The sequence below is a fragment of the Bacillus sp. AFS029533 genome, assembly GCF_002585125.1.
Taxonomy (GTDB): Bacteria; Bacillota; Bacilli; order Bacillales; family Bacillaceae_G; genus Gottfriedia; species Gottfriedia luciferensis_B.
This window is the reverse complement of sequence record NZ_NUQC01000032.1, coordinates 32,769-49,609: the sequence shown is the minus strand read 5'-3', so window position 1 is coordinate 49,609 and position 16,841 is coordinate 32,769. Positions and strand designations below refer to the sequence as shown.

Here is a 16,841-nt window from a genome sequence, read left to right as displayed (position 1 = left end):
GGCTAAAGAATCTCGCCCCATGGAAAGCGAGTATCATGTAGTGGAAATCAACATCCCCCTACTCCTTTTACGAAAATTTGGTAATTTAATAGACAAGGCTTTTATTCAACAGAGTGGAAAAATAATCTGATTAAAGATTCTTTTTTTATTGCGCGTTGAAATTGACTACATCCTTTTTTATGAAATAATTATTTTCTCTGACTATAACTCTTTAACAAATCTTCAATTAAAATGCCATTAATTTTCAATCCTGTTAAATTGCAATTATTGATTTCGACATGACTTAAATCACAGTCGGTAAACTGACTATTTGTTAAATTGCATTTCTCAAATTTAATAGAATTTGAGTAATCGTCAAGATTTAGATTTTCCGGAATGACAATATTGCGGAAGATTGTTCCAGCTAAATGAACATGATTAATAACTAAGTCTCTTAAATTACCATTTGTTATTTTTGTATTAGATAAATTAACATCTGAAATTCGAGTTCCGAATAAATTTACGTCATTCAATTCGAGGTTTCTCATGTTTGCATTTGTAAATTTTGAATTCGCCAAGCTTACATTATTAAAGTCTAAGTTTTCAGCTCTTACTTCATTAAATGTTGAAAAAGACATATCTGTTTTTTGTAACTCAAATAATGCAGTCTTCCAATTTGACATTTCTTCTCCTCCTAAAGCTTTGATAATTGAATATATTTAACTTTATTCCTGAGAATTCCTTCACTCTTAAACATTTTTAATATCGACAAATAATTGAATCAACTTTTAATTTATAACTTATACTATATTAATATCTTTAATCGTTATGAAATAGTTTGACTTTTCAATATGTTTTTTATAAAATCTTTTTAACATTTAAATAAAAGCAATGAAGAGGAAAAGTAGAATAATGTTATTTTTTACAGAGAGCTTCGGTAGCTGAAAAGAAGCAAGAATACTTATTTGAACAATGGCCTCGGAGCTTCGTACTGAACGTATATGTCATATTAGTAGGCTACGACAAGAGTTGGCACTTGTTACCAAAGCCACAGTATATAAGCATTTTTATGCTTTTCGTACTTGCAAAGACAAATGTATGCAAATACTTTGTGAACTAAGGTGGTACCACGTGGATTGTAAACCTCGTCCTTATCTTTTATAGATAGGGGCGAGGTTTTTTGCATTTATAAATTAGGAGGAATTGGAATGGATATTTTTATTGGAGGAGCTTGGCCTTATGCAAATGGATCATTACATTTGGGGCATATTGCAGCTTTATTGCCAGGTGATATTCTAGCTCGATATTTTCGTTTAAAAAAAGCAAATGTATTATACGTTTCAGGAAGTGACTGTAATGGGACACCTATTGCTATTAAAGCGAAACAAGAAAATGTAACCTATAAAGAAATTGCAGATCGTTACCATCATGAATTCGAGGATAACTTTAAGAAATTAGGATTTACCTATGATTTTTATACTAGGACAGACGCAGAGCATCATCATAATACTGTACAAGAAATTTTCTTAACTTTATTACAAAATGGGTTAATTTATAAAAATGAAATTGAACAATGCTATTGTGAAGAATTTGAACAATTCTTACCAGATCGTTATGTAGAAGGAAATTGTCCAAATTGTGGTCAACATGCGCGTGGAGATCAGTGTGATTATTGCTCTGCTATATTAGATCCTTTAGATTTATTAAATAAAACATGTAAGTTATGTGGAAATCCTCCATCCGTAAAAAACACAGAGCACTTTTATTTTTCATTAAGCAAATTACAAGATGAGCTAAAGGAATATCTTGATTTTCCTAAATTGAGTGGAAGCTGGCGTTCGAATGCTATCCAATTAACAGAACGGTATTTAAATGAAGGGCTTCATGACCGAGCAGTATCAAGGGATTTGCCAAATGGAGTAAGCGTACCAGTAAAAGGGTACGAGAAGAAGAAAATTTATGTGTGGATCGAAGCAGTGTCTGGTTATTATTCGGCAAGTAAACAATGGGCACTTAGAACGAATCAAGATGACACTAACTTTTGGAAAAAAGAAACAAAATCATATTATATTCACGGTAAAGACAATATTCCGTTCCATTCAATTATTTGGCCAGCTATTTTAATTGGTTTAAAAAAAGAGGCTCTTCCAACTCATATCGTTTCAAACGAATATTTGACGCTTGAGAAGAAAAAACTGTCCACTAGTAAAAACTGGGCTGTATGGGTACCATATCTAATCGAAAAATATCATCCAGATTCAATACGATATTTTTTAACAATAAATGCTCCAGAAAATAGAGATACTGATTTTTCTTGGAGGGAATTTATTTATAGTCATAATAGTGAACTATTAGGCGCATATGGGAATTTTGTAAATCGTACATTAAAGTTTATTGAAAAATACTATAATGGTGTAGTTCCAAATGGGGAAATTGAACAATCGATAAGAATTGAAATTAAAGGGCTTTATAAGTCTGTTGGTTCGCATATTGAATCGGCTAACTTCAAAAAAGCTATAGAGGAAGTATTTGAATTTATTCGATCTGCAAATAAATATTTTGATGAAGCTGCGCCTTGGAAACAAGTTAAGGAAAATTTGATTGAGTGTCATAACACAATGGTGAGTTGTATATATGCTATTGCCAACCTGGCGCAAATCTTACATCCAATCCTACCTTTTTCGAGTAATGTAATAAAAGAAATGCTAAATTTAGCAAACTTCGAATGGAGGGAAATTTCTCCGGTTTTAGTAAAAATTAACGAAGTAAGGCCTCTTTTTGAAAGAATTGATGTAGGTAGAATAGAGGAAGAATTAGAACTGTTAAATAACCAATCAAAAAAGTAATAAAAAAAGCATTAATAATCAGTGTGATCATTAATGCTTTCCTTATGGAAAAAATATAAAATAAATGCTGAAGATTTTAATATAGAACGCTGATAAATTCAAAGGCTGTAAATATAAAAGATCCAAAAATAATGGTTGCTCCTGTTGAAGTGAAATATTCATCAGGATCAATGATCACAGATGTTGTATGCCATCCATCAATATCAGGTGTTGCTTCACCAGTTGTACGTGGAGCAAATTTAATATAAAGCATGAGTAATAGAGAAAAAAGACCGACAAACGGTGCAGTAGAAGAAAATGGCATATCAAAATAAAGTGCAATTAAAAATGATATAAAATATAAAACTATTATTGCTATACTTAACTTTAAGAATTGTTTAAGCCAGTAATTGCGTCGATTGATTGGTTGGTCACGCAATACTTCTTTCATTTTCTGTGCATCTTTGTATCGGAAATATAATCCGACAGGCCATGCAATTAAGAAGCATATTAAGGTAAAGGCTAAGCAAAGTAAAAGTTTTCCTCCGAAAGCTGTAATGAATAATGACATATTTTCCTCCAAAATTTTAATGAATAATATTATTTTATCAAACTTTTAAAATTAAAAATATTGGAAAAATGAACTTTCATATAGAAATTGTAAACGTTTTATTTAATTAGTTTATTAATGTATATTATTAAATAATTGAAGATAGGGCACTATTCTAATAATCTCATAAAATTAGATTAATGTTTAAATTGATAGTAGAGAATGGAGTTACATAAAAAAATGAGGTGAGAAAATGAAAAATATTACAGTATACCATTATGATGCTTTTAGTAAAGAGCCCAATAAAGGAAATCCAGCTGGAGTCGTTTTAGATTGTGATTCTTTGACTGATTATGAAATGCAGGATATTGCGAAAAAAGTGGGATTTAATGAAACTTCATTTCTATTAAATTCGAAAGTTGCTGATCATAAAATTCGTTATTTTACACCTGGGCATGAAATGGATTTATGTGGTCACGGGACAGTGGCAGTTATATATGCATTAGTAACTAGAGGGCTAATTGAGTTTAAAAGTGAGTTAACGATCGAAACAAAGGCTGGGATTTTGCCGATCAAGATTCATCATTCGAATAATGAAATCTACATAACGATGAAACAAAAAACACCAGAGTTTGTAGAGTTTAAAGGCTCCATTGATGATGTAGCGTCCTCAATTGGTCTTAGTGTAGAAGAAATCGATCAAAGTCTACCAACTCTTTATGGAAGTACAGGTGCCTGGAATTTACTTTTACCGATAAAAAAATTATCTTCGTTTGAAAATATGAAACCTAATAATCTATTTTTTCCTAGTATTTTGACTGAAATTCCAAAAGCGTCCGTTCATCCATTTTGTTTAGAAACATACGATTCAAATGCAGATTTTCATGCTCGCCATTTTTCCTCTGCATTTTCTGGAACGATTGAAGATCCGGTTACAGGTACTGCCTCTGGGATTTTAGGAGCTTATTATGCTAAATATATTCATAATGATGTTATTGATACTCTGGAATTAATTGTTGAACAAGGAACGGAAATTCAGAAAGACGGACGTGTAAAAGTAAATGTAAAAAGAGTTAAGTCGACTTATGATATAGAAATTACTGGAAATGCTGTTTATGTTAAAGAGATGGAATTTCAAATATAAAATGAAGAGGAGTACAGTATGTTTTTGAGCGATGAACTATATGGACAATACAATATTGATCAAGTACTTGTTGAATTAATAAAGACAAAACCAATTCAGAGGTTAAAAAAAATTCATCAAGCTGGTGCTTCCTTTTTAGTGGATCAACATTTTAATGGAACTCGATATGGACATTCAATTGGCGTAATGTTGTTAATAAAAAGGTTAGGGGGTTCTGTAAAGGAACAAATTGCTGGATTATTACACGATGTTTCACATACGGCATTTTCTCATGTTATTGATTTTGTTTTTGACTTAAGTGAAGAAAATTATCATGAAACAATCTTTGAAAAAGTAATTTTAGATTCGGAGATCCCTTCTATACTTGAAAAATATCATATAGATATTAAAGAAATTTTTGATATAGATAAATGGGAAATACTTGAAAAAGAGCTTCCGAAGCTATGTGCAGATCGAATAGATTATACTCTTAGAGATATGCATACATATTTTGGAACACCTAAAAATGAAATTGAAGCATTTTTAAATTCATTAATTATTGTAAATGGAGAAGTCTGCGTAAACTCTATTGAGATGGCAGAGTGGTTTACAAAGATTTATTATAAGCTTGCTATTGATTATTTTTTAGGTCCGATCAGCATCTATTCTTACAATTCACTTGCAAAGATTATAAAACTTGCATTACAAAAAGAAGTTATTAATTTAAACGATTTATTATTGGATGATATGCAGTTTATGAAATTAATGCAAAAAAGTAATGATAAAGAAATTCTAGAATTAATAAACAGTTTATATGAAAAAGTTGAGCTTGAAGAAAACGATCAGGATTATGATATTCATCGAAAAGGTAAAAGAAGGATTATCGATGTGCCTGTATCATTAGACGGAAAAACTGTTCTACAATCATCTCTTTTATCAGACAACATTGCAAAAATGAATAAGATCGCAATTGAAAAGTCTGAAAAAGGAACATTTGTAAAAATTAAAAGATAGAGTAAAAAGAAATTTGAAGTATGTAAATTAACTAGTTTGAAGCTAGGGGGATTCCTTTTGAAATCAGAGCTAGAACTTATGGAAATGCATATTAACGTATTATTTAAACACAATGAAGTTGGAAAAATAACACAAATAAATGAACCACCATACACAAGCGCACCACGATTTTATATAGGAAGCACCAAAATGGGAAATGTGAAAAGGTTTTTAGATTGTCTTAAAAATGAGGAACTAATTGAATTAGAGAAATCCTTAGACACGGACCCTAGTATACCTTTAGTAAATATCATGCAGATTTTAAGTAAAACTCATCAGATAGATCGTTTATGGATAGGGCCGGCATATGTATTTCAAACAGTTGGCAAAGCATCATCGAAAGCAATAAAAATTACCCAGGCAAATAAACAATTTTTATTACCAAACTTTCCTTATACATATGAGGAGCTAGAATTTAAAGAGCCTTGTTATGCAATTATTGAAAATGACATAGCCGTGTCGATTTGCTGTAGTGCCAGACAATCAGCCGAAGCTGCTGAAGCAAGCGTATATACACTCGAGGATTTTCGTGGGAAAGAGTATGGATTAATCGTTTCAAATGCATGGGCTGCGGACATCCAAGGACAAGGACGAACTGCTTTGTATAGTACCTCTTGGGATAATTATGCATCTCAGGCAGTCGCACGAAAATTAAAATTAGTTCAATATGGAACGGATTTACATTTTAGTTAAAAGCATCTATATTTTAGTGCAAAAGCATTACTTCTAAAGTTGAAGTAGTGCTTTTTAATTGAAATATAAGTGTATTATTAAATGAAAGCTTATATAATTAATGAATGATATTTAATCAATTTAGTGTAATAAATCTGTTTGAAGGAAGGGAAAGTGATGGAGAATCAATTTTCAGTTAAACAGGCAAGTTTCCTAATATTAGTAACTTTGATTGGAATTATTAGTTCCGTCATATTACATATCTCGCTAGTTTTTGGAATTTTACCAGGGTTAATTTTTTTAATTGTATTAAGTTTAAAAAGAGGATATGAAGTTAGAAATATTATGAAGTTAAGCTATCAGGGGATGGGAAAAGTTAAAATTGTTCTCTTTATCTTATTTTTAATTAGCTTTTTACTTCCATCTTGGTATTTATCAGGAACGATCACATCGATGGTTTCGATTACTTTACATGCAATAAATCCACATCACTTTTTTGTGTTTTGTTTTCTAACGACGATGATTTTTTCAATGATTTTGGGTTCGTCGATTGGTACATTGAGTGCCTTAGGAGTTCCTCTTATTAGTAGTGCGATACTACTGCATATACCTGTGGAAATATCGGCCGGAGCGGTAATTTCGGGTGCATTTGTTGGTGATCGAACGTCACCTTTTTCAAGCGCACATCAACTTTTAGCTAATATACTTGAAACAACTGTCAAAAAACAAGGTAAAGCGATGCTTTTTACATCAATTACTGCTGTAATCGTAACAATCTTATTTTTCAGCGTAATGGATTTAAAGTTTGCGAATGGAATTATTCAGACACATCACGAAATCGTGAGCAATAAGAATATTTCATTCATTCAATTTATTCCACCGATTTTATTAGTTGTACTTGTTTTATTTCGAATCAATATTATTTACTCGTATGTCATAAGTATTTTGTCTGGAAGTTTAATAGCTTTGTTTAATGGAACTTCTTTTAGTAAAATTGTGAATGCTTTTTGGCACGGAATTAATGGACTTGGTGGAGGGCTAAGTCATATGTATAGCTTGTTATTGTTCATTGCTGTAGCAGGAATTTATAATGCGTTATTGGAGGAGCTTAATATCATTCAGCCTATGTTGGATAAATGGCTTCAAACTTCGACTTCTATGCTATCCGATTCTTTGAAAACAATTGGTGCTACTGCTGTGATATGTGTAATAGCAGGTAACCAAACGATGCCAATTATTTTAACAGGGCGCTCTTTTTTAACGCATTGGTCAAATAAATATAACAAAGAAGAATTGGCTCGGATAATGGCAGATACAACTTTATTATTTCCAGCTATGATCCCTTGGAATGTTCTTGCAATCATGAGCAGTACAGTCATTAATACGAAGTTACATGAGTATTTACCTTATGCAATATTCTTATGGCTTCTTCCATGCTTAACGATTTTCGTCAATGTATTTAAAAAAGTTAAGACATACGAAACGAAGTATGAGGTCAGTTCTTAATTAGGAAAATTGTAATTATAGGGAAAAACATAGAAAAAGAGATAAATAGCTAATATGCTATTTATCTCTTTTTTTCATACAACACTAGCAGACTGTATTTCCTTTAATTGTCTAACAGTAATGCTGTATTTTGTACGTATAGCTTCTAATTCCATAATAGCCACATCAATGTATTCGGGATCGGCATAAATAAAATTAATTTCTTTTAGCTCTAAAAGTTTTTGTAAGCTTCTTAACTCATTATGTAAAAGTTGTGATGGCGTTTCATCAATTAATTGGTTTTTAGTAAAACGTTGAAAGAATGATTTAAAATTGACAGTTTTTTTTCTAGTTTGTTCTTGACCCGTTATTAGTGTTGACATTCAGTAATCCTCCCTAAATATAGAAAATATCTACTATTTGAAGACATAGGCTTGTCCAACTTAATAAACTTGAAAGAAACTTAAGAATTGGTTGTTCTAAATCTTATTACAGCGTTGGTAAAAATATTCATGTGAATTTTTAAAAATCAATTTTTTTTACTAAAATTGATTCTCCAGAAAAAGATGGTTTAAAAGTAGAACGATTTAGAAAAGCTTTTAGTGTATTTACAATTTAACGTTTTGCATCATTCTGTTACACTAAAGGAACATAAAGGTTTTTCTTTATGCAAAATGAATTTGAAATAAGTGAGGTCAAGATTTATGGAAAAGATTGAAGTAGGCGAAATTCTTACACTTAGCTATGATGAAGGAGACGAGCAAGATTACGAAGTACTAGGCTCAATTACGATCGAAAGTCATGAATACATAGCAGTAGGTTTACTAGAAGAAGTAGAAAAGGAAAGTGAAGAGGATATTGACGTTTTCTTCCTAAGAGTCGAAGAAGATGGCGAGTTTTACGATATAGAAACAGAAGAAGAGTTTGAAAAAGTTTCAGCTGCTTTTGATGAAGTCTTAAGATAATAAGATCAAAAAAAGTAGGATTAAAGCATTGGAATACGGGCAAAGGTATAGGCAGTATTTCGTAATTTTAATAAAAGAAGAACACTTGTAGATCATACAAAGTGTTCTTTTTTGTATGTTTATGTAGAAAAATGAAGGTTTTATTAAAAATTTGGGGTACAAACTATTAAATTTTCGGTATACTACAAATAGCAATTATATTAGGAGGAAGCTTATGAAATTTTCATTTAGAAATTACGCTTTCCCTTTGATTTTACTAAGTAGTATCATCATAGGTTCAGTCATCGGTTATAATAATGAAGGCGTAGGAATTGCCCTTAAACCAATAGGGGATTTCTTTTTAAACTTATTATTCGTAGTAGTTGTACCGCTTGTATTTTTCTCTGTAGCTTCAAGCTTTGCTAATGGTGGAGGAGAAAAATTCGGTAAGATTATGCGAAATATGTCAGGGGTATTTTTATTTACAGGTATTATTGCAGCGATCATAATGCTTGTTGTTATGAAAGTTTATCCACCTGCACATGGGGTTCATATCCCAATTGTTAAGCCAGATGCAACTGATAAAGTATCAGTAGCGGAGCAAATTGTAAATACATTTACGGTGAATGATTTCTCAGGCTTGTTTTCAAGAAGCAATATGTTAGCAATTATTGTATTTGCTGTATTAGTTGGTTTAGCAACGAATAAAGCTGGCGATAAAGCAGACATTGTTAAAAAATTATTATCAAGTGCTAATGTAGTAATCATGAATATGGTTAACTATATTATGTATCTAGCACCGGTTGGACTTGGAGCTTATTTTGCTTATCTTGTTCCAACATACGGAAAGGAATTACTAGGTTCATATGAGCGAGTTTTCGTTTTATATTATGTAACTGCTATTCTATTTTATTTTATTGTTTATAGTATTATTGCTTATATGGCCGGTGGTAGTTATGGATTTAAAATTTATTGGAAAAATGTATTACCTTCAACGTTAACCTCTTTAGGTACTTGTAGTAGTGCGGCAACTATTCCAACAAATTTCGAGTCAGCTGAAAAAATGGGCGTATCTAAAAACATTAGAGAGACCGTTATTCCATTAGCTAGTGCATTACACAAAGATGGATCTGTTATGGGTGGAGTAGTAAAAATTGCCTTTGCCTTTGGTGTATTTGGAATGAATTTCTCCGGTTTGAATATTTATCTTGTAACAATTGGTATTGCTTTACTAGTAGGTATGGTAATGGGAGCAATTCCGAATGGTGGAATGATCGGGGAAATGTTAATTCTTTCTCTGTTTGGATTACCGGTAGAATCATTACCAATTCTTGCGGCAATTAGTACGATAATTGACCCACCTGCAACAATGTTAAATGCGACAGGTGATTTATCTGTAAGCATGTTAGTTGAGAGATTGACTAACGGGAAAAAGGCTGCTTAAAAAACGAAGACTGGGAATCTCCCAGTCTTTTATTCTTGTAAGAGTATTTTCCTTGTCTTCTCATTTTTCAAGTTTCAGTCATAATACCGCCATTTACATGGAATCATATCAATAGATACAAAAAAACACATAGCTTAATATGTGTTCTTTTTTCTAAAGATTATTTTAAGTTTTCAGGGTTTAATCCTTTTAATTCTTCGATTACGAAAAGACCATCTTTACGGATTAAAACGTCATCGAAATAGATTTCTCCTCCACCATATTCAGGACGTTGGATACATACCATGTCCCAGTGGATATTTGAGTTGTTACCGTTGTAAGCTTCATCATATGCTTGACCTGGTGTGAAGTGGAAGCTTCCATCGATTTTTTCATCGAATAAGATGTCTCCCATTGGGTGTAAGATGTATGGATTTACACCAATTGCGAATTCACCGATAAAGCGTGCACCTTCATCTGTATCAAAGATTTTGTTAATACGCTCAGTGTCGTTAGCAGTTGCTTCAACAATTTTACCTTCTTTGAATTTAAGTTGAACATTTTCAAATGTAAATCCATTGTTAGGAGATGGCGTGTTATAAGAAAGTGTACCATTTACTGAATTACGAACAGGTGCTGTAAATACTTCACCATCGGGAATATTCATTTCACCAGCACATTTAATAGCTGGGATATCTTTAATTGAGAATGTAAGATCAGTTCCAGGACCTTTAATTTGAACTTTATCTGTACGGTTCATTAATTCAACAAGAGCATCCATTGCTTTGTCCATTTTACCGTAATCTAAATTACATACATTAAAATAGAAATCTTCAAATGCTTCAGTGCTCATTTTTGCTGATTGAGCCATTGAATCAGTTGGGTAACGTAGTACAACCCATTTAGTTTTTGGAACACGAATTGCTCTATGTACTTTTTGGCCTACAGTTTTACCATGGATTTTAGTCTTTTCGTCTGGTACATCAGAAAGTTCATTAATATTAACACCTGAACGTAATCCGATATAAGCATCCATATCTTTCATAACATTTGCTTCGTATTCTGCTACTTTATTAAAGTGTTCTTCAGTAGCACCCATTAATAATGCGCGATCTACTTTATGATCCTTGATTGATACGAAAGGAAAACCACCAGCAGCATATGCTTCTTTAACTAAAGCTGTAACTAATTCAGTTTCTAGCTTAAAGTTTTCAATTAAGATTTTCTCTCCTGGTTGTAATTTTACTGAGTAATTGATTAAGTTTTTAGCTAATTTTGAAATACGTGGATCTTTCATTGAAAATTCCCTCCAATAATTATAACTATATACCTATTGTAAACTATTTAGTCAGTTTTGTTTACTAAAGTATTCTTTTTTTACTAAAGAATTTGAAAACTTGTTTTACGACTAGTTTAGTGTTTGGTAAAATTTGTAGTATAATACCAAATAAGTGATTAAATTTGTGGAAGGCTATGAAGGAAAGGGGTTTTTTCGAATGGATTTAATTTCTATTAGTGCATTAATCGCAGCAGTTGCATTTGTGATCTTAGTTGTATTTATAAGTCGTACTTTATTCCGACTAGAAAGGGTATTTAGAGGTGTAGAGTCTACTATTGCTGAAACACAAAAAGATTTACATAATGTTTGTGTTGAAGCCGTTCAATTAGTACATACTTCGAATCATTTAGCAAATGAGGCTAAAATTTTTGTGAATAATTCGAACGAACTTACGAAAGATATGCGTGAACGTGCAAAATCCCTTGATGTATTAGCTAAATCAGTCGAAGAAGTCGGAGTTACAATCTCAGAAATGAATGAAAAAGTACGAGATACTGCTAATAATGTATCGAATACGGTAAAAGTTAGTACTGAAAAAATGTCCCAATTGGCAAATTGGGGAAATACAGCAATGGATTTATGGGAAAAGTACAAAACGAAGCGTGAGGGAAAAAAGAGAAATGGTAAATCGAATATCAACGATTCAACAGTTTGATGAAATAACTAACAACGAAGAGAAATTTGTATTTTTAAAGCATAGTACAACATGCCCAATTAGTCATGCAGCTTATACTGAATTTTTAGCATTTGCATCTGCATATGAGAATGTACCATTGTATTTTTTACAAGTTCAAGATGACAGAGAATTGTCTAACTATATTGCTGAGAAAACGGCAATAAAACATGAATCTCCTCAATTATTTATTTTTGAAAATGGAGAAGCAGTTTATAATACTTCTCATTTTTCAATTAAGAAAGATTCAATTGAAAATGCTTTACTAAAAAAATAAAAAAACTGCACCTTAAATCGTAACTTAAGGTGCAGTTTTTACGTTGTTTGAAAAATTCATAAACAGTTCGATACTCAGACTGATTGAAAACGTTTGTCTTTCGAGGCGCGAAGTTACCATTGTTGGTAATGAGCACCGCAGGCAGGTGAAGTAACGAAGAAAGCGAGCGTTTGGCGGGCAGTCTGAGAATTATTCTACGTCAAAACCAGCAGCTTTCCACGCAGCAGTACCACCATCAATATATGCTACATCAGTAAATCCCATTTTTTTAAGTAAATATGCTCCTAAAGATGCTTGGCCACCTGCACCACATGTTACAAGAACAGGGCGGTTTCGATCCGCTAACTTAGGCTCGCGTAAATGTTCTGGTAATTCTAAATCTGCACGGATTGGTAGCATGCCAAGTGAGATATTCAAACTGCTTGGTATTAATCCACATGCACCTGCATCAGCTGCGTCTTGAACATCAATTACTAATGTTTCAGGATTAGAATTAATTTTTTCACGAGCATCAGCTGAACTGATTCCTTGTACATTGTCACGTGCTTCTGCAACCATTTGTTTAAAAGTTATTGCCATTATTACTCCTCCAGTATAATGAAATTAGAAATCCCTAATTTTGGAAATCTCAACTATACAATACACCGAAAGTCTTATGCAATTCAAATTGATGGAGAAAATCATATGATTTATAGGAAAAAAGTAATGAAAATTTTAAATTAAAACAAGGGAAATGAAGTTCCGCGCAGAAATTAATTAAAGTTAAATTATTTTTACATAAAATCGAGCGTCGAAAGAAGGAGTAAATATGCCAGAAACATATAAATTTAAAACATCAGATCAGCATTTGCATGCATCTTTTAGTAACGTATATGAACCAATTCAAATCATTCGTTCTGGTGATTCGATTGAATTTGATACGATTGATATCGGGTGGGGGTATTCTCATCAAAATGGAGAAAGAGTAAGATTCAAGTCAAGGGAAAAGGAAGAAGAATGGGGTCATCCTATGATTGGTCCATTTTTTGTAGAAGGTGCTAAACCGGGGATGACACTTGAAATTAAAATAAACGAATTAAAAGCTGGCTGGTATGGCTGGAATTGTGCAGGTGGTAATAAGAATTGGCAAAATAACGCATTAGGTATTACAGAAGAACGAGAAGTGACATTAAATTGGCTAATCAATGAAAAAAACAATACAGCGAAGACTACGATAAGAGATATGGAAGTTTCGGTACCATTAGTCCCATTTTTAGGAGTCTTAGGTACAGCTCCTTCTGAATCAGGTGTTCATTCAACGATACCACCGAGATATTGTGGGGGAAATATCGACTGTAAAGAGTTGGTTGAAGGTAGTACTTTGTATTTACCTATAGCCGTTGAAGGAGCACTTTTTTCTGCGGGTGATGGACACGCTGCACAAGGAGATGGTGAAGTATCTGGTCAAGCGATCGAATCTCCATTTGATAAAGTGAATCTAACTCTTACAGTAAGAGAGGACATGCAGATTAGTGTGCCACGAGCTAACACACCAGCAGGGTGGCTTACATTTGGCTTTGATGAGGACTTAAATATAGCAACTAAAACAGCATTAAATGGCATGGTTGAGTTAATTCAAGAGCTATATGCTATTGAAAAAACAGAGGCTGTTGCTTTAGCTAGTGTTTGTGTTGATTTGAGAATAACTCAAATTGTAAACCATGTTAAGGGTGTCCATGCTGTTTTGCCTCATAATATGAATATCACTTCAATTTATAAAAATGAATAGATTTGAAAATTGGAGGTTATCAAATGCCGTTTTGTACTATAAATAATGTTGATCTAAACTATGAAATTATAGGAGAAGGAAAACCCATCTTTATGATTCATGGGTTTACCCCAGACTCTAGGTTAATGAAAGGTTGCATGGAACCGATTTTTACAAAGAAAAGCGGTTATAAAAGGATTTACTTTGACCTACCAGGTATGGGGAAAACAAAGGGCGGAACAAACATTAATACGACAGATGATATGTTGAATATCGTCTTAAAATTTATTGATACGATCATACTGGATCAACCATTTTTATTAGTCGGAGAATCTTATGGGGGATATTTAGCAAGAGGAATAATTGCTAAAAGACCTGAAAAAGTTAAAGGTGCTGCATTTATTTGCCCAATGATTATTCCACAATTTGAGAAAAGGTCGTTACCAAGTCATACCGTAATAGTTGAAGATAAAACTTTTTTAAATCAATTAAATGAACTTGAAGAAACTGATTTTCGCTCTAATAACGTAATTTTAGATGAAAAAACTTGGGTTCGCTATAAAGATGAAATTGTAAGTGGATGTTCAATCGCTAATCAAGAATTTTTATCTAAAATAAGGAATAACTACGGATTTTCATTTGAAATAGATAAAAATAAGTTTAATAAACCTAGTCTATTTCTACTAGGGTTACAAGACTCAGTCGTAGGATATAAAGACGCATTTACTATTCTTGAAAATTTTCCAAGAGCATCATTTACAATTTTAGACAAAGCTGGCCATAATCTTCAAATAGAACAAGAGAACCTATTCAACTCACTGATTAATGAATGGTTAGACAGAGTATTAGATGTAGAAGAAGGAACTACTATCTAAGTGTTTGTTTGATAATCCTTCTTTTCAGAGTGTTGAATAAAAAATGGTCTAGTCTATAAGGACAACAAAGTTTAGCGAAAATTTATTGATGTTAAAATACTTCACTTTTTATATTTATTAACGATTTTAAATCAATAAACTATAGTAATTGTTTTTTTGGAAATTAAAAATATTAAGATCAATTTTAGATAAATAGTTTATAGATAATTGGTTTATGAATTGATTTTCAATCTCAATTATCTTACAAACTGATTAGTATTCTGTTATGTTACACTAAGAAAAGGATATTAAAATAGGTTTTTAACGTAAACTTTTTTGGATGAATTAGTTGATTGGAATGGAGGGATGCTCGACTCCTATGGGATATGCGGGAAGCCTGAGACCCCGCAGGCTACGCCGAGGAGGCTCAGGTCTCGCCCCANNTGGAAATCAACATCACACTACTCCTTTTACGAAAATTTGATAATTATTTGAAAAGTTGTTTTTCAACAATGCGAAAAGAAGAGTTACTAAGCTAACTCTTCTTTTTATTTGGTCATTAACTATTCTCAACTAGAATACAAAATATTCACTAAAAAAACATTTTTTTAAAATAATGCTCATGTTTTGATTAGCTTTCAATAAAGTGTCATAATAACAAATGAGATATTGGTATTTGCAAGGAGGATTTAATTTGACTAAAAATGATTTAGAACAACTTAGAATTGAAATAGACGAGATTAATCATCAAATATTTGAGTTATTAAATAAAAGAGGCGAAATCGCTAAGAAAATTGGAATAGCAAAAATTGATCAAGGCGTTAAACGTTATGACCCGGTTAGGGAACGTAAGATGCTAGATCATATTGCCGAAATCAATGAAGGTCCTTTTAGTACGGCTACCCTCCAACATATTTTTAAAGAAATTTTTAAAAGTAGCTTAGAACTTCAAGAAGAAGACGATAAAAAAGTTCTCCTTGTTTCAAGAAAAAGAAAATCAGATAACACAATCGTAAATGTAAATGGTGTTAATATTGGTGATGGAAGCCCAATTATTATTGCGGGTCCATGTGCTGTCGAGAGCTATGAACAAGTTGATTCAGTAGCGAAAGTCTTAAAGGAACAAGGAATCAAAATTATGCGTGGTGGTGCATTTAAACCACGTACTTCTCCTTATGACTTCCAAGGACTAGGTGAAGATGGCTTAAAGATTTTAAAAGAAGTTGGCAAAAACCATGGGTTGGCAATTATTAGTGAAATAGTAAGCCCAGAACATATTGAAATGGCACTAGATTATGTTGATATCATTCAAATCGGCGCAAGAAATATGCAGAACTTTGAATTACTAAAAGCAGCGGGTTCTGTAAAAAAACCAATCTTATTAAAAAGAGGTTTATCAGCGACAATCGAAGAATTCATTTATGCAGCTGAATACATCATGTCAGAAGGCAATCAAGAAATTATTTTATGTGAACGTGGCATAAGAACTTATGAAAAAGCTACGAGAAATACATTAGATATAACAGCTGTTCCAATTTTAAAACAAGAAACACATTTACCAGTATTGGTTGATGTGACACATTCGACAGGTAGAAGAGACTTACTAATACCTGCAGCAAAAGCGGGACTAGCAATTGGAGCTGATGGTATTATGGCAGAAGTTCATCCTGATCCTGCTACAGCTTTAAGTGACTCATCTCAGCAAATGAATTTTGATCAATTTGACCAATTTATGTCTGAAGTAAATTCTTTCATAAATCGATAATCAACATAAAAGCGCTGGCTGAACAAAATCAGTCGGCGCTTTTTGAATAATTTGTGAACGTTTGTTTTAAATTACCAATATATAGTGATAAACTACGAATAATTTACATTTTTTTCTAATAGGTGTATTGAA

General features: G+C 32.3%; 17 protein-coding genes and 1 other annotated feature. Of the genes, 12 read left to right on the top strand and 5 right to left on the bottom strand.

What is annotated here, in order from left to right:
- Window positions 1-188: 188 nt before the first annotated feature.
- A complete protein-coding gene (locus COE53_RS17920) occupies window positions 189-662 on the bottom strand; it encodes a pentapeptide repeat-containing protein (protein WP_069034658.1) in 474 nt (157 codons plus the stop codon).
- Window positions 663-861: 199 nt separating this feature from the next.
- Window positions 862-1,135, top strand: a binding site (T-box leader).
- 52 nt (window positions 1,136-1,187) lie between these two features.
- Here COE53_RS17920 and metG point away from each other — a divergent pair.
- Complete coding sequence (gene metG / locus COE53_RS17915; protein WP_098948473.1) at window positions 1,188-2,825, top strand: methionine--tRNA ligase; 1,638 nt, start codon at window positions 1,188-1,190, stop codon at window positions 2,823-2,825.
- Between the two features lie 76 nt (window positions 2,826-2,901).
- On the opposite strand, the gene COE53_RS17910 is transcribed toward metG, so the two are convergent.
- On the bottom strand, window positions 2,902-3,375 hold the full coding sequence (locus tag COE53_RS17910; RefSeq protein ID WP_069034656.1) for a hypothetical protein: 474 nt from the start codon (window positions 3,373-3,375) through the stop codon (window positions 2,902-2,904).
- A gap of 232 nt (window positions 3,376-3,607) precedes the next feature.
- Here COE53_RS17910 and COE53_RS17905 point away from each other — a divergent pair, with 232 nt between their 5' ends.
- From COE53_RS17905 to COE53_RS17890, 4 genes are all read left to right on the top strand, one after another.
- Entirely contained in the window at window positions 3,608-4,498 is an 891-nt protein-coding gene (locus COE53_RS17905) for a PhzF family phenazine biosynthesis protein (protein ID WP_098948472.1), read from the top strand.
- Between the two features lie 18 nt (window positions 4,499-4,516).
- On the top strand, window positions 4,517-5,491 hold the full coding sequence (locus COE53_RS17900) for an HD domain-containing protein (RefSeq protein WP_098948471.1): 975 nt from the start codon (window positions 4,517-4,519) through the stop codon (window positions 5,489-5,491).
- Window positions 5,492-5,548: 57 nt separating this feature from the next.
- Complete coding sequence (locus tag COE53_RS17895; protein ID WP_091023634.1) at window positions 5,549-6,223, top strand: GNAT family N-acetyltransferase; 675 nt, start codon at window positions 5,549-5,551, stop codon at window positions 6,221-6,223.
- 156 nt (window positions 6,224-6,379) lie between these two features.
- Window positions 6,380-7,708: a Na+/H+ antiporter NhaC family protein gene (locus COE53_RS17890; RefSeq protein ID WP_098948470.1), complete on the top strand. Its 1,329-nt coding sequence runs from the start codon at window positions 6,380-6,382 to the stop codon at window positions 7,706-7,708.
- Window positions 7,709-7,782: 74 nt separating this feature from the next.
- On the opposite strand, the gene COE53_RS17885 is transcribed toward COE53_RS17890, so the two are convergent.
- Complete coding sequence (locus COE53_RS17885) at window positions 7,783-8,070, bottom strand: hypothetical protein (protein ID WP_069034651.1); 288 nt, start codon at window positions 8,068-8,070, stop codon at window positions 7,783-7,785.
- Between the two features lie 321 nt (window positions 8,071-8,391).
- Between COE53_RS17885 and COE53_RS17880 the strand changes: the two genes are divergently transcribed.
- Both COE53_RS17880 and COE53_RS17875 read left to right on the top strand, forming a co-directional pair.
- Window positions 8,392-8,652, top strand: coding sequence for a DUF1292 domain-containing protein (locus COE53_RS17880; protein ID WP_069034650.1), 261 nt, complete (start codon window positions 8,392-8,394; stop codon window positions 8,650-8,652).
- Window positions 8,653-8,866: 214 nt separating this feature from the next.
- Entirely contained in the window at window positions 8,867-10,075 is a 1,209-nt protein-coding gene (locus COE53_RS17875; RefSeq protein ID WP_069034649.1) for a dicarboxylate/amino acid:cation symporter, read from the top strand.
- A 160-nt stretch (window positions 10,076-10,235) separates the two neighbouring features.
- Here the strand turns inward: COE53_RS17875 and COE53_RS17870 are convergent, their stop codons facing one another.
- Window positions 10,236-11,351, bottom strand: a complete 1,116-nt coding sequence (locus COE53_RS17870; protein WP_025671369.1) for an aminopeptidase — start codon at window positions 11,349-11,351, stop codon at window positions 10,236-10,238.
- Between the two features lie 199 nt (window positions 11,352-11,550).
- On the opposite strand from COE53_RS17870, the gene COE53_RS17865 reads away from it, so the two are divergent.
- Both COE53_RS17865 and ytxJ read left to right on the top strand, forming a co-directional pair.
- On the top strand, window positions 11,551-12,048 hold the full coding sequence (locus COE53_RS17865; protein WP_069034648.1) for a DUF948 domain-containing protein: 498 nt from the start codon (window positions 11,551-11,553) through the stop codon (window positions 12,046-12,048).
- Window positions 12,014-12,343 carry a bacillithiol system redox-active protein YtxJ gene (gene ytxJ, locus COE53_RS17860; RefSeq protein ID WP_069034647.1) on the top strand — a complete coding sequence of 110 codons (330 nt, stop codon included), beginning with the start codon at window positions 12,014-12,016 and terminating at the stop codon, window positions 12,341-12,343. Before COE53_RS17865 ends, ytxJ begins: the two co-directional genes overlap by 35 nt.
- A gap of 189 nt (window positions 12,344-12,532) precedes the next feature.
- Here ytxJ and COE53_RS17855 read toward each other — a convergent pair whose 3' ends face one another.
- The gene (locus COE53_RS17855) at window positions 12,533-12,922 is read right to left on the bottom strand and encodes a rhodanese-like domain-containing protein (RefSeq protein ID WP_069034646.1); all 390 of its coding nucleotides are present in this window, start codon (window positions 12,920-12,922) and stop codon (window positions 12,533-12,535) included.
- 229 nt (window positions 12,923-13,151) lie between these two features.
- Here COE53_RS17855 and COE53_RS17850 point away from each other — a divergent pair, with 229 nt between their 5' ends.
- From COE53_RS17850 to COE53_RS17840, 3 genes are all read left to right on the top strand, one after another.
- Window positions 13,152-14,111 carry an acetamidase/formamidase family protein gene (locus COE53_RS17850; RefSeq protein ID WP_069034645.1) on the top strand — a complete coding sequence of 320 codons (960 nt, stop codon included), beginning with the start codon at window positions 13,152-13,154 and terminating at the stop codon, window positions 14,109-14,111.
- A 23-nt stretch (window positions 14,112-14,134) separates the two neighbouring features.
- On the top strand, window positions 14,135-14,965 hold the full coding sequence (locus COE53_RS17845; protein WP_098948469.1) for an alpha/beta fold hydrolase: 831 nt from the start codon (window positions 14,135-14,137) through the stop codon (window positions 14,963-14,965).
- Window positions 14,966-15,605: 640 nt separating this feature from the next.
- Window positions 15,606-16,709, top strand: coding sequence for a bifunctional 3-deoxy-7-phosphoheptulonate synthase/chorismate mutase (locus tag COE53_RS17840; RefSeq protein ID WP_439097793.1), 1,104 nt, complete (start codon window positions 15,606-15,608; stop codon window positions 16,707-16,709).
- Window positions 16,710-16,841 lie beyond the last annotated feature (132 nt).

Bases quoted from the DNA above. Each gene is read 5' to 3' on its own strand.
- COE53_RS17900 (WP_098948471.1), top strand. From the start codon at position 4,517: ATGTTTTTGAGCGATGAACTATATGGACAATACAATATTGATCAAGTA.
- COE53_RS17865 (WP_069034648.1), top strand. From the start codon at position 11,551: ATGGATTTAATTTCTATTAGTGCATTAATCGCAGCAGTTGCATTTGTG.
- COE53_RS17910 (WP_069034656.1), bottom strand. From the start codon at position 3,375: ATGTCATTATTCATTACAGCTTTCGGAGGAAAACTTTTACTTTGCTTA.
- COE53_RS17840 (WP_439097793.1), top strand. From the start codon at position 15,606: ATGAGATATTGGTATTTGCAAGGAGGATTTAATTTGACTAAAAATGAT.
- COE53_RS17875 (WP_069034649.1), top strand. From the start codon at position 8,867: ATGAAATTTTCATTTAGAAATTACGCTTTCCCTTTGATTTTACTAAGT.
- metG (WP_098948473.1), top strand. From the start codon at position 1,188: ATGGATATTTTTATTGGAGGAGCTTGGCCTTATGCAAATGGATCATTA.
- COE53_RS17855 (WP_069034646.1), bottom strand. From the start codon at position 12,922: ATGGCAATAACTTTTAAACAAATGGTTGCAGAAGCACGTGACAATGTA.
- ytxJ (WP_069034647.1), top strand. From the start codon at position 12,014: ATGGTAAATCGAATATCAACGATTCAACAGTTTGATGAAATAACTAAC.
- COE53_RS17920 (WP_069034658.1), bottom strand. From the start codon at position 662: ATGTCAAATTGGAAGACTGCATTATTTGAGTTACAAAAAACAGATATG.
- COE53_RS17870 (WP_025671369.1), bottom strand. From the start codon at position 11,351: ATGAAAGATCCACGTATTTCAAAATTAGCTAAAAACTTAATCAATTAC.
- COE53_RS17905 (WP_098948472.1), top strand. From the start codon at position 3,608: ATGAAAAATATTACAGTATACCATTATGATGCTTTTAGTAAAGAGCCC.
- COE53_RS17890 (WP_098948470.1), top strand. From the start codon at position 6,380: ATGGAGAATCAATTTTCAGTTAAACAGGCAAGTTTCCTAATATTAGTA.
- COE53_RS17845 (WP_098948469.1), top strand. From the start codon at position 14,135: ATGCCGTTTTGTACTATAAATAATGTTGATCTAAACTATGAAATTATA.
- COE53_RS17880 (WP_069034650.1), top strand. From the start codon at position 8,392: ATGGAAAAGATTGAAGTAGGCGAAATTCTTACACTTAGCTATGATGAA.
- COE53_RS17885 (WP_069034651.1), bottom strand. From the start codon at position 8,070: ATGTCAACACTAATAACGGGTCAAGAACAAACTAGAAAAAAAACTGTC.
- COE53_RS17850 (WP_069034645.1), top strand. From the start codon at position 13,152: ATGCCAGAAACATATAAATTTAAAACATCAGATCAGCATTTGCATGCA.